The 20,970-nt window shown below is 36.4% G+C and carries 19 protein-coding genes and 1 other annotated feature; of the genes, 18 read left to right on the forward strand and 1 reads right to left on the reverse strand.

Annotation, left to right across the window (positions count from 1 at the left end; all coding sequences use genetic code 11):
* Positions 1–4 precede the first annotated feature (4 nt).
* The 18 genes from rlmB (at position 5) to tuf (ending at position 19,536) form a co-directional block, all read left to right on the forward strand.
* Positions 5–754 (forward strand): 23S rRNA (guanosine(2251)-2'-O)-methyltransferase RlmB, encoded by a 750-nt coding sequence (gene rlmB / locus KA883_RS07740; RefSeq protein WP_046207688.1) that lies wholly within the window; start codon positions 5–7, stop codon positions 752–754.
* Positions 751–1,275 (forward strand): NYN domain-containing protein, encoded by a 525-nt coding sequence (locus tag KA883_RS07745; RefSeq protein WP_019468577.1) that lies wholly within the window; start codon positions 751–753, stop codon positions 1,273–1,275. The genes rlmB and KA883_RS07745 overlap by 4 nt, the downstream gene beginning before the upstream one ends.
* Before the next feature lie 74 nt (positions 1,276–1,349).
* Positions 1,350–1,931 carry a sigma-70 family RNA polymerase sigma factor gene (locus KA883_RS07750; protein WP_046207687.1) on the forward strand — a complete coding sequence of 194 codons (582 nt, stop codon included), beginning with the start codon at positions 1,350–1,352 and terminating at the stop codon, positions 1,929–1,931.
* 122 nt (positions 1,932–2,053) lie between these two features.
* Positions 2,054–2,197, forward strand: coding sequence for a 50S ribosomal protein L33 (gene rpmG / locus KA883_RS07755; protein WP_071560108.1), 144 nt, complete (start codon positions 2,054–2,056; stop codon positions 2,195–2,197).
* Positions 2,198–2,324: 127 nt separating this feature from the next.
* Positions 2,325–2,504: a preprotein translocase subunit SecE gene (gene secE, locus KA883_RS07760; protein ID WP_046207686.1), complete on the forward strand. Its 180-nt coding sequence runs from the start codon at positions 2,325–2,327 to the stop codon at positions 2,502–2,504.
* 14 nt (positions 2,505–2,518) lie between these two features.
* A complete protein-coding gene (nusG, locus tag KA883_RS07765; protein WP_019468574.1) occupies positions 2,519–3,067 on the forward strand; it encodes a transcription termination/antitermination protein NusG in 549 nt (182 codons plus the stop codon).
* Positions 3,068–3,379: 312 nt separating this feature from the next.
* On the forward strand, positions 3,380–3,802 hold the full coding sequence (gene rplK, locus KA883_RS07770; protein ID WP_019468573.1) for a 50S ribosomal protein L11: 423 nt from the start codon (positions 3,380–3,382) through the stop codon (positions 3,800–3,802).
* A gap of 228 nt (positions 3,803–4,030) precedes the next feature.
* Positions 4,031–4,726 (forward strand): 50S ribosomal protein L1, encoded by a 696-nt coding sequence (gene rplA, locus KA883_RS07775; protein WP_046207685.1) that lies wholly within the window; start codon positions 4,031–4,033, stop codon positions 4,724–4,726.
* A 90-nt stretch (positions 4,727–4,816) separates the two neighbouring features.
* Positions 4,817–4,964, forward strand: a sequence feature (ribosomal protein L10 leader region).
* A 76-nt stretch (positions 4,965–5,040) separates the two neighbouring features.
* Positions 5,041–5,550: a 50S ribosomal protein L10 gene (gene rplJ / locus KA883_RS07780; protein WP_046207684.1), complete on the forward strand. Its 510-nt coding sequence runs from the start codon at positions 5,041–5,043 to the stop codon at positions 5,548–5,550.
* 40 nt (positions 5,551–5,590) lie between these two features.
* A complete protein-coding gene (rplL, locus tag KA883_RS07785; protein ID WP_046207683.1) occupies positions 5,591–5,959 on the forward strand; it encodes a 50S ribosomal protein L7/L12 in 369 nt (122 codons plus the stop codon).
* A gap of 251 nt (positions 5,960–6,210) precedes the next feature.
* On the forward strand, positions 6,211–6,819 hold the full coding sequence (locus KA883_RS07790; RefSeq protein WP_046207682.1) for a class I SAM-dependent methyltransferase: 609 nt from the start codon (positions 6,211–6,213) through the stop codon (positions 6,817–6,819).
* Between the two features lie 199 nt (positions 6,820–7,018).
* Positions 7,019–10,570 carry a DNA-directed RNA polymerase subunit beta gene (gene rpoB / locus KA883_RS07795; RefSeq protein WP_064209891.1) on the forward strand — a complete coding sequence of 1,184 codons (3,552 nt, stop codon included), beginning with the start codon at positions 7,019–7,021 and terminating at the stop codon, positions 10,568–10,570.
* Positions 10,571–10,740: 170 nt separating this feature from the next.
* A complete protein-coding gene (gene rpoC / locus KA883_RS07800) occupies positions 10,741–14,334 on the forward strand; it encodes a DNA-directed RNA polymerase subunit beta' (RefSeq protein WP_196296355.1) in 3,594 nt (1,197 codons plus the stop codon).
* A gap of 283 nt (positions 14,335–14,617) precedes the next feature.
* Positions 14,618–14,872 carry a ribosomal L7Ae/L30e/S12e/Gadd45 family protein gene (locus KA883_RS07805; RefSeq protein WP_046207679.1) on the forward strand — a complete coding sequence of 85 codons (255 nt, stop codon included), beginning with the start codon at positions 14,618–14,620 and terminating at the stop codon, positions 14,870–14,872.
* Between the two features lie 94 nt (positions 14,873–14,966).
* Positions 14,967–15,380, forward strand: coding sequence for a 30S ribosomal protein S12 (gene rpsL, locus KA883_RS07810; RefSeq protein ID WP_019468565.1), 414 nt, complete (start codon positions 14,967–14,969; stop codon positions 15,378–15,380).
* Positions 15,381–15,451: 71 nt separating this feature from the next.
* Entirely contained in the window at positions 15,452–15,922 is a 471-nt protein-coding gene (gene rpsG / locus KA883_RS07815) for a 30S ribosomal protein S7 (RefSeq protein WP_019468564.1), read from the forward strand.
* A 117-nt stretch (positions 15,923–16,039) separates the two neighbouring features.
* The gene (gene fusA, locus KA883_RS07820; protein WP_046207678.1) at positions 16,040–18,133 is read left to right on the forward strand and encodes an elongation factor G; all 2,094 of its coding nucleotides are present in this window, start codon (positions 16,040–16,042) and stop codon (positions 18,131–18,133) included.
* Between the two features lie 215 nt (positions 18,134–18,348).
* Complete coding sequence (tuf, locus tag KA883_RS07825; protein ID WP_046207677.1) at positions 18,349–19,536, forward strand: elongation factor Tu; 1,188 nt, start codon at positions 18,349–18,351, stop codon at positions 19,534–19,536.
* Positions 19,537–19,696: 160 nt separating this feature from the next.
* Here tuf and KA883_RS07830 read toward each other — a convergent pair whose 3' ends face one another.
* Entirely contained in the window at positions 19,697–20,869 is a 1,173-nt protein-coding gene (locus KA883_RS07830; protein ID WP_046207676.1) for a M20 family metallopeptidase, read from the reverse strand.
* Positions 20,870–20,970 lie beyond the last annotated feature (101 nt).

The raw sequence follows: 20,970 nt of genomic DNA on the forward strand, positions 1-20,970 counted from the left end.
GACTTTGGAAGAGATTGTTATAGTAGGTCGTCATGCCGTAAAAGAAGCGATTGTTTCCGGACATACAATTAATAAGGTTTTAATTCAAGATACAGTGAAAAAAGGACAAATTAATGATATTTTAAAAAAGGCAAATAGTAATAAAATTATTGTACAAGCAGTACCAAAATCAAAATTAGATGGTTTGTCTGATGCGCCTCACCAAGGTGTCGCTGCATACATCGCACCATATGAATATGCAGATTTTGATGCGTTTTTAGCACAGCAAAAGAACAATGAAAAACTATCAACTGTTTTAATTTTGGATGGCTTAGAAGATCCTCATAATTTAGGGTCGATTTTAAGAACGGCTGACGCTTCAGGTGTAGATGGCATTATTATTCCTAAAAGGCGATCGGTTGCACTTACGCAGACTGTTGCAAAAGCGTCTACTGGCGCGATTGAACATGTCCCTGTCATGCGTGTTACAAATTTGGCGAATACCATTGAAACATTAAAAGACCATGGATACTGGGTGGTCGGTACAGAAGCCGAAAATTCAACAGATTATCGTGAAATGGACGCTGGTATGTCGCTAGCGATTGTTATCGGAAGTGAAGGACAAGGCATGAGCAGACTTACCAAAGATAAATGTGACTTTTATATAAACATTCCAATGGTAGGGCATGTAAATAGTTTGAATGCTTCTGTTGCGGCAAGCTTAATGATGTACGAAGTCTATCGTAAACGTAATCAGATTGGAGAAAAATCATGAAGGATCGTTTCTTGATTATAGACGGTTATAATATGATTGGCCAATCACAAGACTTAAGTCAAATAGCCCAAGAAAATTTGGAAGAAGCACGCGATCAGCTATTAACCGCGATTGCAAATTATAATGCAGTTATAGCAGATGAGGTTGTATGTGTGTTTGATGCCTATGAACAATCCGGCATGTCATCAGAATATATGTATCACGGTGTAAAGATTGTCTTTACTAAAGAAAAAGAAACAGCAGATAGTTTTATAGAAAAATATGTTTATGATTTATACGACAAACACACAAGACATATCACAGTGGTAACAAGTGATATGAGTGAACAACATGCTATATTTGGTGCGGGAGCTTATCGTATCTCTTCTAGAGAAATGTGGAGAGACTTGAGAGAAAATGAAGTTTCGGTTTCAAAAAAGCTCGAAGGGTTCAATGAGCAGAAACCACGCACACGTATAGAACTATCAAATGAAATTTTGGAAGAATTTGAAAAAATTAGAAGGGGTAACAATCACAAATAAGAAGATTGTCCCCTTGCTTTTTTTATAGCGTCCTTTGTATGCTAACTTTATTCTGATTGAAAGGATAAAAAAGCATGCACCAAAGAATAAAACATCAAGAATCAATACCAGTTTCAAAAAGCAAACGGCAAGACATTCATTTCCTAATTGATTTACTAGAGCAAATACAACCACATATTTGGAAATGTTTAAATCATTTCACAATACATCCTGATGATAAAGAAGATTTACAACAAGAAATACTTTTGAAATTATTCAAAGCGATAAGTCAATTTGATTTTTCAAAAGACATACCATTAGCACATTACGTAAATCGTACTATCAAAAATGCTAGAAATGATTATATACGAAAAAAATTAGCTGATGTAAGACGACAAAGGTTATTAGAAAATGAAATGTTAAGCAGTGTCCAAGTGTTAAGGCAAGTGAGGCAACCGGATGACATTATTTTAAGAAGAGAAACCCTGGTTTTGTTGCATCAAAGTGTTGAAAAATTAACAGAGTTAGAACAAGGTATTATAAAATATATTTTAAATGATTATAAACCATCAGAGGTTGCCCATATCTTAAATCTAAATGTTAAGATAGTTTACAATTCGATACATAGATGTAAACTGAAATTAAAGCGTGTTTTTAAGCAAAAGTATCATGACTAAAAACAGTTATTGATACGTATAAAATGATTTTTGGATTAATAGAAAGCAATAGTGGAAGATTGACAATTGACAGAGATGTTATGTATAGTAGATTGGTATTATAATGAGTAAGGTGAAGTGAAATGAAAAAAGTGCCATTAAGCTGTGAAACGTGTGGAAATAGAAATTATAATGTTCCAAAGCAAAGTAACCTTACATCAAGATTGACATTGAAGAAGTATTGTCCAAGATGTAACGCACATACAGTTCATAAAGAAGCGAAATAATGTCGGTATATTAGATTTAGTAATTGAGTAAATATAACCTTCCAATTTAGTTGTGAGTATTGTATTTGCTTAATTTGTCGTATGTATAAGCAAATGAGAAAATCGAATTAATATGGAGGTATTGCTAATGGCTAAAAAAGAAAATTTCTTTCAAGGCGTAAAGTCAGAAATGGAAAAGACGAGTTGGCCAACGAAAGAAGAATTATTTAAATATACTATTATTGTTGTGTCAACGGTAGTATTTTTCTTAGCCTTCTTCTATGTCTTAGATTTAGGTATTGGTAGAGTTATAGAGTTAATTAAATAGATAGGAGTGACGACATGTCTGAGGAAGTTGGCGCAAAGCGTTGGTATGCTGTGCATACTTATTCTGGTTATGAGAACAAAGTTAAGAAGAATTTAGAAAAACGTGTGGAATCTATGAATATGACTGAATTGATATTCAGAGTGGTTATACCTGAAGAAGAAGAAACACAAGTTAAAGATGGTAAAGCTAAAACGTTAACTAAAAAAACATTTCCTGGTTATGTATTAGTCGAATTAATCATGACTGATGAATCATGGTATATTGTGAGAAACACACCGGGTGTTACAGGATTTGTTGGTTCAGCAGGTGCTGGGTCAAAACCAAATCCATTATTACCTGAAGAAGCACGTTTCATCTTGAAACAAATGGGCATGAAAGAAAAAACAATTGATGTTGAATTAGATTTAGGTGAGCAAGTTCAAATCAAATCAGGTCCATTTGCGAATCAAGTTGGTGAAGTTCAAGAAATTGAAGCGGATAAATTTAAATTGACAGTTCTTGTAGACATGTTTGGTAGAGAAACACCTGTTGAAGTAGAATTCGATCAAATTGAAAAATTATAAAGGTATATAAGTAATACTAGACTTGCTAAAGCAAGAAATATTACTTTACATGCATCAAGAACCCCTAATCATTAAAATGATTCAGTGTAAGGAATACCTGAGCCAAGGCTCATGCATTAAGAACCCCTAATCATTAAAATGATAAGGGGTTCTATAAAAAAAGTTCCATTTTACTCTTGCTTTATGATTTGAGTAGATGTTATAATACTGTGGTCGCGCTCATAGAGCGTTCATTTCGTCACGAAATGTAGAAGAGTGGGAGGACAAAACTGAGTCCTGTGACCACATCACGATATCAAGGAGGTGCACATCGTGGCTAAAAAAGTAGAAAAAGTTGTTAAATTACAAATTCCTGCAGGTAAAGCAAACCCAGCACCACCAGTTGGTCCAGCATTAGGTCAAGCAGGTGTGAACATTATGGGATTCTGTAAGGAATTCAACGCACGTACACAAGAAGATGCAGGTTTAATTATTCCGGTAGAAATCAGTGTTTATGAAGATCGTTCATTTACATTCATTACAAAAACTCCACCGGCTCCAGTACTACTTAAAAAAGCAGCTGGCGTTGAAAAAGGTTCTGGTGAACCTAACAAAAACAAAGTTGCTACAGTAACTAAAGATCAAGTACGTGAAATTGCAAACCAAAAAATGCAAGATTTAAACGCTGCAGACGAAGAAGCAGCTATGCGTATTATCGAAGGTACTGCACGTAGTATGGGTATCACAGTCCAATAATATTAAAAAATTAACGAAAACATAGATTGACGATGAAGCAGATGACAGAAATGACAAACAGGATCAAAGCGTTCAATATTGTCGTAATAAGAGGGAAATTGTCATTTATTTAGGAAGTGTTTCCTGAGATGAAATATGATTAAAACCTCTCTGTTATCTGCTCTTAACTTGCAAATGCGAGTAAATGTGGGAGGAAATTCCGCTAAAACCACTAAAGGAGGACATGAAATGGCTAAGAAAAGTAAAAGATTTCAAGAAGTAGCTAATAAAATTGACCGCCAAAAACACTATAGTGTGGAAGAAGCAGTTGAATTAGCTAAAGAAACAAGTATCGCTAACTTTGACGCATCAGTTGAAGTAGCATTCCGTTTAGGAATTGATACACGTAAAAATGATCAACAAATCCGTGGTGCAGTTGTACTTCCAAATGGTACAGGTAAATCACAACGTGTATTGGTATTCGCAAAAGGAGACAAAGCAGCTGAAGCAGAAGCAGCAGGTGCAGATTTCGTTGGTGAAGGTGAATATGTTCAACAAATCCAACAAGGTTGGTTTGACTTTGACGTAGTAGTAGCTACACCAGATATGATGGGCGAAGTTGGTAAACTTGGTCGTGTATTAGGACCTAAAGGTTTAATGCCAAATCCTAAAACTGGAACTGTAACAATGGACGTTACAAAAGCAGTTGAAGAAATCAAAGCAGGTAAAGTAGAATATCGTGCTGAAAAAGCTGGTATTGTACATGCTTCTATTGGTAAAGTATCATTTGATACTGACAAACTTGTTGAAAACTTCAAAGCTTTACAAGATGTGTTAACTAAAGCAAAACCATCTTCAGCTAAAGGTACTTACTTCAAATCTGTTGCTGTTACAACAACAATGGGTCCTGGCGTAAAAGTCGATACTTCTAGCTTCAAACTTTAATCTTAAATATAAATGATGATAAGACTGGATGGATATATTCAGTCTTATCTTTAAAAATATATTGACATATTATATTTAACCAGTTATATTGGTTAATGTATTATTTTACCTAAGACAGTAGGAGTTAGTCATAACTTAAAAATAATCCTACCGAGGCTAAAATTGACTTGAACGTGAAGATTTTTAGATCTTTCAAGCACTTTTTGCCGTGGGTAGAAAGTGCTTTTTTTATTGAGATAAAGTTGTTAATTGACATAATTAGCAGTTGTAATCAAGATTAAAAGCACCAAATAAAAAACTATGGAGGTGTCTAAATGTCTGCTATCATCGAAGCTAAAAAACAACAAGTTGATGTAATTGCTGAATCATTAAAGAATTCAGTATCTACTGTAATCGTTGACTACCGCGGTCTAACTGTTTCAGAAGTAACTGAATTACGTTCACAATTACGTGAAGCTGGCGTTGAATTCAAAGTATTGAAAAATACAATGGTTCGTCGTGCTGCTGATCAAGTTGGCTTAGAAGATTTAAATGAACACTTAGTAGGTCCTACTGCAGTTGCTACTTCAACAGAAGATGTTGTTGCTCCAGCAAAAGTATTAGCAGGATTTGCTAAAGAACATAAAGCTTTAGAAATTAAAGTAGGTGTTATGGAAGGCAGTGTTATTTCTGCTGAAGAAGTTAACACAGTTGGTACATTACCATCACACGACGGTCTTGTTTCTATGCTTTTATCAGTATTACAAGCTCCAGTACGCAATTTCGCTTATGCAGTTAAAGCTGTTGGAGAAGATAAAGAACAAAACGAAGAAAGCGCTGAATAATTGCGCATAAAACTAATAAAATTAATGGAGGAATATTAAAATGGCTAATCAAGAACAAATCATTGAAGCAATTAAAGAAATGTCAGTTTTAGAATTAAACGACTTAGTAAAAGCAATTGAAGAAGAATTTGGTGTAACTGCAGCAGCTCCAGTAGCAGCAGCAGGTGCAGCAGGTGGCGGAGACGCTGCTGAAGAAAAAACAGAATTTGATGTTGAATTAACATCAGCTGGATCATCTAAAATCAAAGTCGTTAAAGCTGTTAAAGAAGCTACTGGCTTAGGATTAAAAGATGCTAAAGAATTAGTTGACGGAGCTCCTAAAGTGATCAAAGAAGCTTTACCAACTGAAGAAGCTGAAAAACTTAAAGAAGCATTAGAAGAAGTTGGCGCTACAGTAGAATTAAAATAATTCTAGCTGGCTAACAGTTCATAATTATATATTGAAGGTTATTCAAGCAGTTTAACACATTAGCTATTTCGATACGCTAATCTTAAATGCAATGTGGATATCCTGAAATCTTTGAGAAATGAAAACCCCGTTATCGATATAACGGGGTTTTATCTTATTTGATCTATCCTGAATGAATCGTTTGTTGTTACAAAGTTTTGTTGAGGGTATAGTATTAATCTAAGATGAATTAGATTAAAAGAGGTGTAGTCATGAGTCATTACTATGATGAAAATCCTGAAGTAGAAAGCGCTGAACTTCCTTTTACGTATTCCTACAAAAACTATGATTTAAAATTAGTTACTGATTCAGGTGTATTTTCTAAAGGGAAAATAGACTTTGGTTCAGATTTATTAATCAATACTTTTTTGAAAGAAAATCCCCCGGGTCCTACTAAAAAAATTATAGATGTTGGTTGTGGTTATGGGCCGATTGGTTTGATGATTGCAAAAGTGTCTCCGCACCATGAAATAACGATGGTTGATGTAAATCAACGCGCACTTTCCTTATCGATTAAAAATAAAACGCAAAATCATTTAGAGAATGTAGAGATCAAAGAAAGTGATGGGTTATCGCAAGTAGAGGATAATGCTTTTGATTTTGTATTAACGAATCCACCGATTAGAGCAGGAAAAAAAGTAGTTCATAGCATCTTAACTGATGCGTATCATAAATTAAAAGCGAATGGTGCCCTTTATGTTGTGATTCAAAAGAAACAAGGTATGCCATCTGCGAAGAAAAAAATGGAAGAAACATTTGGTAATGTAGAAGTATTAGAAAAGCACAAAGGCTATTATATATTAAGAAGTGTAAAAGGTTGATTAAAAACCACTGTTCTGATATAGTAATAGAATGTAAAAAATTATGTTCAATAAGTGTGTACTTTTACGTATAAATTAACAAAGTATATAAGGTGAAATAGAAAATGGTGTCATGAGTTATGCTACCGTTTTCTTTTTGTCTAATTATATTTGCTGATTTAGTAAAAGTAAACACGCAATTTTTGAGGGGTGAATCTGTTTGGCAGGTCAATTTGTCCAATATGGAAGACATCGTAAACGTAGAAACTATGCGAGAATTTCAGAGGTATTAGAATTACCGAATTTAATTGAGATTCAAACTAAGTCTTACGAGTGGTTCTTAGAAGAAGGTTTATATGAAATGTTTAGAGACATTTCACCGATTGAAGATTTCACAGGAAATCTGTCTTTAGAGTTTGTTGATTACAGACTTGGAGAATCAAAATATGATTTAGAAGAATCGAAAAACCGTGATACGACGTATTCTGCACCTCTACGTGTAAAAGTACGTCTAATCATTAAAGAAACAGGCGAAGTGAAAGAGCAAGAAGTATTTATGGGTGATTTCCCATTAATGACAGATACAGGTACATTTGTGATTAATGGTGCTGAGCGTGTAATCGTATCGCAATTAGTTCGTTCACCATCCGTTTACTTTAATGAAAAATTAGATAAAAATGGTCGCACAAACTATGATGCAACAATTATTCCTAACCGTGGCGCATGGTTAGAGTATGAAACTGATGCCAAAGATGTAGTTTATGTACGTATTGATAGAACAAGAAAATTACCACTAACAGTATTATTGAGAGCTTTAGGTTTCTCAACAGATCAAGAAATCATTGATCTTTTAGGAGACAATGAGTACTTACGTAATACATTAGAAAAAGATGGTACTGAAAATACTGATCAAGCACTATTAGAAATTTATGAGCGTTTACGCCCAGGTGAACCTCCGACAGTAGAAAATGCGAAAAGCTTATTATACTCACGTTTCTTCGATCCGAAACGTTATGATTTAGCGAGCGTGGGTCGTTATAAAGCGAATAAAAAACTTCATTTAAAACACCGTTTATTCAATCAAAAATTAGCAGAACCAATTGTTAATGCTGAAACAGGTGAAATTGTAGCTGAAGAAGGTACTGTCCTAGATCGTCGTAATTTAGATGAAATCATGGATGTATTAGAATCTAATGCGAACAGTGAAGTTTTTGAACTTGAAGGTACTGTGATTGATGAACCAGTAGAAATTCAATCTATTAAAGTATATGTTCCTAATGATGAAGAAGGCCGCACAACAACAGTTATTGGTAATGCATTCCCTGATTCAGAAGTGAAATGTATTACACCAGCTGACATCATCGCATCAATGTCATATTTCTTTAATTTATTAAGTGGTATTGGATTCACAGATGATATTGACCATTTAGGTAATCGTCGTCTACGTTCAGTAGGTGAGTTACTACAAAACCAATTCCGTATTGGTTTATCAAGAATGGAACGTGTGGTACGTGAAAGAATGTCTATTCAAGACACAGATTCAATTACGCCACAACAATTAATTAATATCCGTCCAGTTATTGCGTCAATTAAAGAATTCTTTGGTAGTTCTCAATTGTCACAATTCATGGACCAAGCCAATCCATTAGCAGAATTGACACATAAACGTCGTCTATCAGCATTAGGACCTGGTGGTTTAACACGTGAACGTGCTCAAATGGAAGTGCGTGACGTTCACTACTCTCACTATGGCCGTATGTGTCCAATCGAAACACCAGAGGGACCAAACATTGGTTTGATCAACTCATTATCAAGTTATGCACGTGTAAATGAATTTGGTTTCATTGAAACACCATATCGTAAAGTAGATCTTGAGACGAATAGTATCACAGATCAAATCGATTATTTAACAGCTGATGAAGAAGATAGCTATGTAGTAGCACAAGCGAATTCTAAACTAGATGAAAATGGTCGTTTCTTAGACGATGAAGTTGTTTGTCGTTTCCGTGGTAACAACACAGTTATGGCCAAAGAAAAAATGGATTACATGGATGTATCTCCTAAACAAGTTGTTTCTGCAGCAACAGCATGTATTCCATTCTTAGAAAACGATGACTCTAACCGTGCATTAATGGGTGCAAACATGCAACGTCAAGCAGTACCATTGATGAATCCAGAATCGCCTTTCGTAGGTACTGGTATGGAACACGTAGCAGCTCGTGACTCTGGTGCTGCAATTGTCGCTAAACATAAAGGCCGTGTTGAACACGTTGAATCTAATGAAATTCTTGTACGTCAACTTATCGAAGAAGATGGACAAGAATACGAAGGCGAAATCGATCGCTATCCGTTAGCTAAGTTCAAACGCTCAAACACAGGTACTTGTTATAACCAAAGACCAATCGTTGCTACAGGTGATGTCGTAACGAAAGGTGAAATTTTAGCCGATGGTCCTTCAATGGAACTTGGTGAAATGGCGTTAGGTAGAAACGTAGTTGTCGGATTCATGACATGGGACGGTTACAACTATGAAGATGCTGTAATTATGAGCGAACGCCTAGTGAAAGATGACGTATATACTTCTATCCATATTGAAGAATATGAATCAGAAGCACGTGATACAAAACTAGGACCTGAAGAAATTACACGTGATATTCCTAACGTTTCAGATAGTGCGCTTAAAAACTTAGATGACCGTGGTATTGTATACGTAGGTGCTGAAGTTAATGACGGAGACATTCTAGTAGGTAAAGTAACGCCTAAAGGTGTAACAGAATTAACAGCAGAAGAACGCTTATTACATGCGATATTCGGTGAAAAAGCACGTGAAGTACGTGATACATCATTACGTGTACCTCATGGTGCAGGCGGTATTGTTCTAGACGTTAAAGTCTTCAACCGTGAAGAAGGAGATGACACATTATCTCCAGGTGTAAACCAATTAGTACGTGTTTATATCGTTCAAAAACGTAAAATACATGTTGGTGACAAAATGTGTGGTCGTCATGGTAACAAAGGTGTTATCTCTAAGTTAGTTCCTGAAGAAGATATGCCTTACTTACCAGACGGTACACCAATCGACATCATGTTGAACCCACTAGGTGTTCCATCACGTATGAATATCGGACAAGTATTAGAGTTACATTTAGGTATGGCTGCTAAAAACTTAGGTATTCATGTTGCTTCACCAGTATTTGATGGTGCGAGTGATGAAGATGTATGGTCAACGATTGAAGAAGCTGGTATGGCACGTGACGGTAAGACAGTATTATACGATGGACGTACGGGTGAACCATTCGATAACAGAATCTCAGTCGGCGTTATGTATATGTTGAAACTTGCACACATGGTTGACGATAAATTGCACGCACGTTCAACTGGACCATACTCACTTGTTACGCAACAACCATTAGGTGGTAAAGCACAATTCGGTGGACAACGTTTCGGTGAGATGGAAGTATGGGCACTTGAAGCTTACGGTGCTGCATACACACTTCAAGAAATCTTAACTTATAAATCTGATGATACAGTAGGTCGTGTAAAAACTTATGAATCTATTGTTAAAGGTGAAAACATTACTAAACCTGGTGTTCCTGAATCATTCAGAGTATTGATGAAAGAACTTCAAAGTTTAGGATTAGATGTTAAGATTATGGATGAGCATGACAATGAAATCGACATGCAAGATAACGAAGATGAAGATGCAGTAGAACGTAAAGTGGACCTTCAACAAAAAGAAGCGCCACAATCACAAAAAGAAATTACTGACTAATACAGATCGCATTTAAGTTTATAAAAAGATATACCATTTTGGGGTAAAGTCGTCGTACTTGCCTCATTATGGCCTTATCTATTATTGATAAAGAGCAATCAATCAATTTGCACAGCTAATCTAAATTGAAGGAGGTAGGCTCCTTGATTGATGTAAATAATTTCCATTATATGAAAATAGGACTTGCTTCACCTGAAAAAATCCGTTCATGGTCTTTTGGTGAGGTTAAAAAGCCAGAAACAATTAACTATCGTACTTTAAAACCAGAAAAAGATGGTCTATTCTGTGAGAGAATTTTCGGACCTACAAAAGACTGGGAATGTAGTTGTGGTAAATACAAACGTGTACGCTATAAAGGTATGGTTTGTGATAGATGTGGAGTAGAAGTAACTAAATCTAAAGTGCGCCGTGAAAGAATGGGACACATTGAATTAGCTGCGCCAGTTTCACATATTTGGTACTTCAAAGGTATTCCAAGCCGCATGGGACTATTATTAGATATGTCACCAAGAGCATTAGAAGAAGTCATTTATTTTGCTTCTTATGTTGTTGTAAATCCTGGCCCAACTGGATTAGAGAAAAAGACATTACTATCTGAAGCAGAATTCAGAGAGTACTATGATAAATTCCCTGGTCAATTTACAGCTAAAATGGGTGCTGAAGGTATCAAAGAATTATTAGATGAAATTGATTTGGATACAGAATTAAAAGAATTGCGTGATGAGTTAGAGTCTGCAACAGGACAAAGACTTACACGTGCGATTAAACGATTAGAAGTAGTTGAATCATTCAGACATTCTGGTAATAATCCAGCTTGGATGGTATTAGATGTACTTCCAATAATTCCACCAGAAATCAGACCAATGGTTCAATTAGACGGTGGACGTTTTGCAACAAGTGATTTAAATGATTTATATCGCCGTGTCATCAACCGTAACAACCGTTTAAAACGTTTATTAGATTTAGGTGCTCCTGGCATCATCGTACAAAACGAAAAACGTATGCTACAAGAAGCAGTTGATGCACTTATCGATAATGGTCGCCGTGGTCGTCCAGTAACTGGACCAGGTAACCGTCCATTAAAATCATTGTCACATATGCTTAAAGGTAAACAAGGTCGTTTCCGTCAAAACTTATTAGGTAAACGTGTTGACTATTCAGGCCGTTCCGTTATCGCTGTTGGACCAAGCTTGAAGATGTATCAATGTGGCTTACCTAAAGAAATGGCTTTAGAGTTGTTTAAACCTTTCATCATGAAAGAATTAGTTCAACGTGAAATTGCGACAAACATTAAAAATGCGAAAAGCAAGATTGAACGTATGGATGATGAAGTATGGGATGTACTAGAAGACGTCATTAAAGAACATCCAGTTCTTTTAAACCGTGCACCAACGCTGCATAGATTAGGTATCCAAGCATTTGAACCTACACTTGTAGAAGGTCGTGCGATTCGTCTACATCCACTTGCAACTACAGCTTATAACGCTGACTTTGATGGTGACCAAATGGCTGTTCACGTACCATTATCTAAAGAAGCACAAGCAGAAGCACGTATGCTTATGCTTGCAGCACAAAACATCTTAAACCCTAAAGATGGTAAACCTGTTGTTACACCATCACAAGATATGGTATTAGGTAACTATTACCTTACTTTAGAACGTAAAGATGCAGTAAATACTGGTACAATTTATAATGATACAAACGAAGTGTTGAAAGCTTATGCGAATGGTTATGTACATTTACACACACGTATAGGTGTGCATGCAAGTTCATTTAATAACCCAACATTTACAGAAGCGCAAAATCATAAAATTTTAACAACATCTGTTGGTAAAGTAATCTTTAATGAAATCATTCCTGATTCATTTGCATATATTAACGAACCAACAAAATATAACCTTGAAAACAGTACGCCAGACAAATACTTTGTTTCTGCGACAGAATTAGGTGAGGGTGGATTAAAAGCATATTTTGATGAACAATCACTCATCGAACCATTCAACAAGAATTTCTTAGGAAATATCATTGCAGAAGTCTTTAATCGATTCAGCATCACAGATACATCTATGATGTTAGATAGAATGAAAGACTTAGGATTCAAATTCTCTTCTAAAGCTGGTATCACTGTCGGTGTATCTGACATTGTGGTTTTACCAGATAAGCAACAAATTTTAGATGAACATGAAAAACTAGTTGAAAAAGTACAAAAACAATTCAACCGTGGTTTAATTACTGAATTTGAACGTTACAATGCAGTTGTTGAAATTTGGACTGATGCCAAAGACCAAATTCAAAACGAATTAATGGGATCACTTGAAAAAACAAACCCAATCTTTATGATGAGTGACTCTGGTGCCCGTGGTAACGCATCTAACTTTACACAGTTAGCAGGTATGCGTGGACTTATGGCTGCACCATCCGGTAAGATTATTGAATTACCAATCACTTCATCATTCCGTGAAGGTTTAACAGTGTTAGAATACTTTATCTCTACACATGGTGCACGTAAAGGTCTTGCCGATACAGCACTTAAAACAGCGGACTCTGGTTATCTTACTCGTCGTCTTGTTGATGTGGCACAAGATGTTATCGTTCGTGAAGAAGACTGTGGTACGGACCGTGGTTTACTTGTATCTGATATTAAAGAAGGTACTGAAATGATTGAACCATTCAGCGAACGTATTGAAGGTCGTTATTCTAAAGAAACGATTCGCCATCCAGAAACAGATGAAGTCATCGTTCGTCCAGATGAGTTAGTAACAGCAGAAATTGCTAAGAAAATCACAGACGCTGGTATAGAAGAAATGTATATCCGTTCAGCATTCACATGTAATACACGTCATGGTGTATGTGAAAAATGTTATGGTAAAAACCTTGCTACTGGTGAAAAAGTTGAAGTTGGTGAAGCAGTTGGTACAATTGCTGCCCAATCCATCGGTGAACCAGGTACACAGCTTACAATGCGTACATTCCACACAGGTGGTGTAGCAGGTAGTGATATCACGCAAGGTCTTCCTCGTATCCAAGAGATTTTCGAGGCGCGTAACCCTAAAGGTCAAGCAGTCGTGACTGAAATTGAAGGTGTCGTAGATGACATTAGCGTTGCCAAAGATCGTCAACAAGAAATCGTCATCAAAGGCGCAAATGAAACGAAATCTTACCTAGCTTCAGGTACTTCAAGATTAAAAGTTGAAGTTGGCCAAAGTGTTGAACGTGGTGAAGCACTCACAGAAGGTTCAATTGAACCTAAGAATTTCTTATCTATATCTGGCTTGAATGCAACAGAAAGTTATTTATTAAAAGAAGTTCAAAAAGTTTACCGTATGCAAGGTGTTGAAATTGATGATAAACACGTTGAAGTTATGGTAAGACAAATGTTACGTAAAGTACGTATCATTGAAGCTGGAGATACGAAATTACTTCCAGGTGCACTTGTAGATATTCATAACTTTACAGATGCGAACCGTGAAGCATTCAAAGAACGTAAACGTCCAGCAACATCTAAACCTGTATTATTAGGTATAACAAAAGCTTCTCTTGAAACTGAAAGCTTCTTATCAGCAGCTTCATTCCAAGAAACAACACGTGTACTTACAGATGCTGCTATCAAAGGTAAACGTGATAACTTACTTGGACTTAAAGAGAACGTTATTATCGGTAAGCTCATCCCAGCTGGTACAGGTATGAGACGTTACAGTGATGTACAGTATGATAAAGCGACACCAGAAGAAGTTGTTGAAGAGATTCAACCAACTGAAATCTAGTATTGCTTTTAAAATATGAAATGGTTTAGCATTCATTTGAGCTTGTATAAACATATAGACATGTGTTGAAGTTGTAGGACTGCAACACGTGTCTATGTCTTAAGTGACTGACCATTTTACTTTGGGCGAAATAAAAGATGAGATGGTAACATTTGATCTTTATTTCGCTCTTTTATTTTTTTATATATTTTCTGCAAAAAATGCTAATTAAAGTTGACTACGCAGTAATTTTGATGTTATTATTATTAAGGTTGATGCAAGCAGAACTTTGGAGGATATTTAGATGTCTAATGAAAAAGTTGCACGCTTTAACAAACAACACTATGTTATTGGTCTTAAACAGACGCTAAAAGCTTTGAATAAAGATCAAGTGACATCATTGATTATCGCTGAAGACGTTGAAGTTCATCTAATGACTCGCGTGTTAAGTCAAATCAATCAAAAAAACATATCTATCTCATTTTTCGAGAGCAAACGAGCTTTAGGAAAGTATGTAGGTATAAACGTTAATGCGACTGTTGTTGCATTATTGAAATGAGATTAGTAAGATTTTTCTTACTAAATTTTATTTACCTTTAAAATGAACCACCTGGATGTGTGGGATTATAAAAGAAGAGAGGAGGACATATTTCATGCCAACTATTAACCAATTAGTACGTAAACCAAGACAAAGCAAATCAAAAAACTATGATTCACCAGCATTGAACAGAAACTACAACAGTAAAAAGAAAAAGTACACTAGCTTAAACTCACCGCAAAAACGTGGTGTTTGTACACGTGTAGGTACTATGACACCTAAAAAACCTAACTCTGCGTTACGTAAATATGCTCGTGTGCGTTTGTCTAACAACATCGAAATTAACGCGTATATCCCTGGTATCGGCCACAACTTACAAGAACACAGTGTTGTACTTGTACGTGGTGGACGTGTAAAAGACTTACCTGGTGTACGTTACCACATCGTACGTGGTGCACTTGATACTTCAGGTGTTGACGGTCGTAGACAAGGTCGTTCATTATACGGAACTAAAAAACCTAAAAAATAAGTTTAAGATTGCGTAAATTTTCGTTATAAAGAATGAAAATATATTATAATTAGGAAGGGAGGATTTATATTATGCCTCGTAAAGGATCAGTACCAAAAAGAGACGTATTACCAGATCCAATTCATAACTCAAAATTAGTTACTAAATTAATTAACAAAATTATGTTAGATGGTAAACGTGGAACAGCTCAAAAAATTCTTTATTCTGCATTTGAATTAGTTCAAGAACGCAGTGGTCGTGAAGCTATCGAAGTTTTCGAAGAAGCTATCGACAACATTATGCCAGTATTAGAAGTTAAAGCACGTCGTGTAGGTGGCTCTAACTATCAAGTACCTGTAGAAGTTCGTCCAGAACGTCGTACTACTTTAGGCCTTCGTTGGTTAGTTAACTATTCACGTCTTCGTGGTGAAAAAACGATGGAAGAACGTTTAGCTAACGAAATTTTAGACGCTGCAAACAACACTGGTGGTGCAGTTAAGAAACGTGAAGACGTTCATAAAATGGCTGAAGCTAACAAAGCCTTCGCTCACTATCGTTGGTAGGATAGTAGGTTTTCCCTGAGCATGTTCCACATTGATAGTTTACTATCTAGGTGCATGCTTAGGGCATCGCCATATTTATAGTATTTATTCGCAGTTATACTGGAAGGAGAAAAATACATGGCTAGAGATTTTAGTTTAGAAAGAACTCGTAATATCGGTATCATGGCTCACATCGATGCTGGTAAAACAACTACGACTGAACGTATTCTTTACTATACTGGACGTATCCATAAAATTGGTGAAACTCATGAAGGAGCTTCACAAATGGACTGGATGGAACAGGAGCAAGACCGCGGTATTACAATCACATCAGCTGCAACAACAGCTTCATGGGATGATCACCGTGTAAACATCATCGATACACCTGGACACGTAGACTTCACTGTTGAAGTTGAACGTTCATTACGTGTACTTGATGGTGCGGTTACAGTACTTGATGCGCAATCAGGTGTTGAACCTCAAACTGAAACAGTTTGGCGTCAAGCAACAACTTACGGCGTTCCTCGTATTGTATTCGTAAACAAAATGGATAAACTAGGTGCGAACTTTGAATATGCTGTAAGCACAATTCATGATCGCCTACAAGCGAATGCACAACCAATCCAATTACCAATTGGTGCGGAAGATGAATTTGAAGCAATCATCGACTTAGTTGAAATGAAATGTTTCAAATACAACAATGACTTAGGAACTGAAATTGAAGAAATTGAAATTCCTGAAGATCAAAAAGAAAGAGCTGAAGAAGCTCGTGCAACACTTATTGAAGCAGTAGCTGAAACAAGTGATGAATTAATGGAAAAATATCTTGGTGACGAAGAAATTACTGTAGCTGAATTAAAAGACGCTATTCGTCAAGCAACTAATAATATTGAATTCTACCCAGTTCTTGTTGGTACTGCCTTCAAAAACAAAGGTGTTCAATTAATGCTTAACGCAGTAATTGATTATTTACCTTCACCATTAGATGTTAAACCAATTATCGGTCACCGTGCTGATGATCCAGAAGAAGAAGTTATCGCAAAAGCGGATGACAATGCTGAGTTCGCTGCACTAGCGTTCAAAGTAATGACTGACCCTTATGTTGGTAAGTTAACATTCTTCCGTGTGTACTCAGGTACATTAACTTCTGGTTCTTATGTTAAAAACTCTACGAAGAATAAACGTGAACGTGTAGGTCGTTTACTACAAATGCACGCTAACTCTCGTCAAGAGCTTAACACAGTTTACTCAGGAGATATCGCTGCTGCGGTAGGTCTAAAAGAAACTGGTACTGGTGATACTTTATGTGGTGAGAAAAATGACATTATCTTGGAATCAATGGACTTCCCAGAACCTGTTATTCACTTATCAGTTGAACCAAAATCTAAAGCTGACCAAGACAAAATGACTACAGCTTTAGTTAAATTACAAGAAGAAGACCCAACATTCCATGCACACACTGACGAAGAAACTGGACAAGTTATCATCGGTGGTATGGGTGAGCTTCACTTAGACATCTTAGTTGACCGTATGAAAAAAGAATTTAACGTTGAATGTAATGTTGGTGCGCCAATGGTTTCATACCGTGAAACATTTAAGCAATCAGCACAAGTTCAAGGTAAATTCGCGCGTCAATCTGGTGGTCGTGGACAATACGGTGACGTTAAAATTGAATTTGAACCGAACGAAACAGGCGGCGGTTTCGAATTCGAAAACGCTATCGTTGGTGGTGTAGTTCCTCGTGAATACATTCCATCAGTTGAAGCAGGACTTAAAGATGCTATGGAAAACGGTGTATTAGCTGGTTATCCATTAATTGATGTTAAAGCAAAATTATTTGATGGTTCATATCATGATGTCGATTCATCAGAAATGGCCTTCAAAATCGCTGCATCATTAGCGCTTAAAGAAGCAGCTAAAAAATGTGAACCAGTTATCTTAGAACCAATGATGAAAGTTACAATTGAAATGCCTGAAGAATACATGGGTGACATCATGGGTGATGTAACATCTCGTCGTGGACGTGTTGATGGTATGGAACCTCGTGGTAATGCACAAGTTGTAAATGCCTTTGTACCACTTTCAGAAATGTTCGGTTATGCAACTTCATTACGTTCTAATACACAAGGTCGTGGAACATACACAATGTACTTCGATCACTATGCAGAAGTTCCAAAATCAATTTCTGAAGATATAATTAAGAAAAACAGTGGTAATAAAACAGCTGAATAATTAGACTTGTATTGTGCAGTGACAGTCTGTACAATACATGTAAAGCATAATTATATGGCTTACAGTTTTATTAATTGATTTTTTAGGGAAAATGCATTATAAAGGTACTATATGGTCCTTTTAAACTAAATTAATCATCTTCTCATGATGGTGAGAAACTGTCATGAGAGATAAATTTAACAATTATTTTTCTAACGAATAGGAGAGATTTTATAATGGCTAAAGAAAAATTCGATCGCTCAAAAGAACATGCCAATATTGGTACAATCGGACACGTTGACCATGGTAAAACTACTTTAACAGCTGCTATCGCAACTGTTTTAGCAAAAAATGGTGACACTGTTGCACAATCATACGACATGATTGACAACGCTCCAGAAGAAAAAGAACGTGGTATTACAATTAATACTGCACACATCGAGTATACTACTGACAAACGTCACTATGCTCACGTTGACTGCCCAGGACACGCTGACTATGTTAAAAACATGATCACTGGTGCTGCACAAATGGACGGAGCTATCTTAGTAGTATCTGCTGCAGATGGTCCAATGCCACAAACTCGTGAACACATCCTTTTATCACGTAACGTTGGTGTTCCAGCATTAGTTGTATTCTTAAACAAAGTTGACATGGTTGACGATGAAGAATTATTAGAATTAGTAGAAATGGAAGTTCGTGACTTATTAAGCGAATATGACTTCCCAGGTGACGATGTACCTGTAATCTCTGGTTCAGCATTAAAAGCACTTGAAGGCGACGCTGACTATGAGCAAAAAATCTTAGACTTAATGCAAGCTGTTGACGAATTCATTCCAACACCAGAACGTGATTCTGATAAACCATTCATGATGCCAGTTGAGGACGTATTCTCAATCACTGGTCGTGGTACTGTTGCTACAGGCCGTGTTGAACGTGGTCAAATCAAAGTCGGTGAAGAAGTTGAAATCATCGGTATGCAAGAAGAATCAAGCAAAACAACTGTTACTGGTGTAGAAATGTTCCGTAAATTATTAGACTATGCTGAAGCTGGTGACAACATTGGTGCGTTATTACGTGGTGTTGCACGTGAAGACATCCAACGTGGTCAAGTTTTAGCTGCTCCTGGTTCAATTACACCACATACAAAGTTTAAAGCGGAAGTTTACGTTTTATCTAAAGATGAAGGTGGACGTCATACTCCATTCTTCAGTAACTACCGCCCACAATTCTATTTCCGTACTACTGACGTAACAGGCGTTGTTACTTTACCAGAAGGTACTGAAATGGTTATGCCTGGCGACAATGTTGAAATGGAAGTTGAACTAATTTCTCCAATCGCTATCGAAGACGGTACACGTTTCTCTATCCGTGAAGGTGGACGTACTGTTGGATCAGGCGTTGTAACTGAAATCTACAAATAAGATATCTTATCTTTAATATAGATTTGAAGAGTCTCCATTTTGGAGGCTCTTTTTTTATTTTTGATGTAATATTTATTTTTCAACTGAATAATATTATGACCAAGGTTGAAATTTAAAGTGTGAGATATTTGGAAATAAAAAGACCCTAGGCTATTCAGGCCTAGGGCTTAATTACATTTTCCAACTCTAATATTTTTAAAAACTGGCTGGCACTATATTTTAATGCCTTTTCATCTAGATTGAAATATGGGCTATGGTGTGGATGTGTGGTATCTTTTTCAGGGTTACCACAACCTGTTAAAAAGAATGCACCTGGACGTACTTTTTGATAATGTGAAAAGTCCTCGCCAATCATCATTAATTCAGATTCGTTAAATCTTAAATTCATCTCATTTGAAGCTTGTTTAACGATGTCAAAGCATTTAGGATTATTGTGGACAGGCAAATAACCTTTAATATAATCAAAATCATAAGTAATATCATTCGCAACAGCCAACCCTTGCAATAGCTTATCCATCTTGTGCATCACATGTGCTTGTACTTCTGTATCAAAAGTACGCACCGTTCCTTTACAAAATGCAGTATCTGGAATGACATTATCTGCCGAACCAGATTGTACCATACCGAAGCTAATAACAGCTTGTTTTACTGGATCAATCGTTCTAGAAACAATTTTTTGCGCACTAATGATAAATTCAGCCATAATGACAACAGGATCGATGGTTTCGTGTGGCTTCGCACCGTGTCCACCTTGACCATGAATCGTTACGTTGAATTCATCTGGAGAGGCCATCATCGCGCCAGGACGAGAATAAATTGTGCCGGTAGGGTAACCACTCCACAAATGGTTTCCATATATTCTATCTACGTTTTGTAAGCAGCCATCATCAATCATTTCTTGTGAGCCACCCGGCATAATTTCTTCACCATATTGGAAAATTAGCACGACATCACCATTTAATTTGCTTTTATGTGCGTCGATGATTTCAGCAACGGCTAGTAGTATTGCAGTATGACCATCGTGCCCACATGCATGCATTGCACCAGGATTTTTAGACTTGTAATCTACTTCAGTGAGTTCATTGATAGGTAAAGCATCAAAATCAGCACGTAATGCAATCGTTGGACCGTCTCCTTGTGCACTAAATGTTGCGACAATACCATTTCTTCCAACAGGCGACCGTACCTCGCATGATAGTTGGCTGAGTTGATTTAGGATGTAGTCACGTGTATGATACTCCTCAAATGATAATTCAGGATATTGATGCAAATAGCGACGTATTTGTATCATTCTGTTTTCCTTTTCTCTTGCTAGTTGAAACCAATCAAACAACTTCAACCCTTCTTCCTTAAAATGATTATTCTATTATATCATTTTAAATGACTTTACTGTAGAGACAATTATTGTGACTTTAATTAGATTGTAGAAAACGC

The sequence above is a fragment of the Staphylococcus sp. GDY8P54P genome, assembly GCF_017892645.1.
In the GTDB taxonomy this organism is placed as follows: Bacteria; Bacillota; Bacilli; order Staphylococcales; family Staphylococcaceae; genus Staphylococcus; species Staphylococcus ureilyticus.

Bases quoted from the DNA above. Each gene is read 5' to 3' on its own strand.
- KA883_RS07745 (WP_019468577.1), top strand. From the start codon at position 751: ATGAAGGATCGTTTCTTGATTATAGACGGTTATAATATGATTGGCCAA.
- KA883_RS07750 (WP_046207687.1), top strand. From the start codon at position 1,350: ATGCACCAAAGAATAAAACATCAAGAATCAATACCAGTTTCAAAAAGC.
- rpmG (WP_071560108.1), top strand. From the start codon at position 2,054: ATGAAAAAAGTGCCATTAAGCTGTGAAACGTGTGGAAATAGAAATTAT.
- secE (WP_046207686.1), top strand. From the start codon at position 2,325: ATGGCTAAAAAAGAAAATTTCTTTCAAGGCGTAAAGTCAGAAATGGAA.
- nusG (WP_019468574.1), top strand. From the start codon at position 2,519: ATGTCTGAGGAAGTTGGCGCAAAGCGTTGGTATGCTGTGCATACTTAT.
- rplA (WP_046207685.1), top strand. From the start codon at position 4,031: ATGGCTAAGAAAAGTAAAAGATTTCAAGAAGTAGCTAATAAAATTGAC.
- rplJ (WP_046207684.1), top strand. From the start codon at position 5,041: ATGTCTGCTATCATCGAAGCTAAAAAACAACAAGTTGATGTAATTGCT.
- rplL (WP_046207683.1), top strand. From the start codon at position 5,591: ATGGCTAATCAAGAACAAATCATTGAAGCAATTAAAGAAATGTCAGTT.
- KA883_RS07790 (WP_046207682.1), top strand. From the start codon at position 6,211: ATGAGTCATTACTATGATGAAAATCCTGAAGTAGAAAGCGCTGAACTT.
- rpoC (WP_196296355.1), top strand. From the start codon at position 10,741: ATGAAAATAGGACTTGCTTCACCTGAAAAAATCCGTTCATGGTCTTTT.
- KA883_RS07805 (WP_046207679.1), top strand. From the start codon at position 14,618: ATGTCTAATGAAAAAGTTGCACGCTTTAACAAACAACACTATGTTATT.
- rpsL (WP_019468565.1), top strand. From the start codon at position 14,967: ATGCCAACTATTAACCAATTAGTACGTAAACCAAGACAAAGCAAATCA.
- rpsG (WP_019468564.1), top strand. From the start codon at position 15,452: ATGCCTCGTAAAGGATCAGTACCAAAAAGAGACGTATTACCAGATCCA.
- fusA (WP_046207678.1), top strand. From the start codon at position 16,040: ATGGCTAGAGATTTTAGTTTAGAAAGAACTCGTAATATCGGTATCATG.
- tuf (WP_046207677.1), top strand. From the start codon at position 18,349: ATGGCTAAAGAAAAATTCGATCGCTCAAAAGAACATGCCAATATTGGT.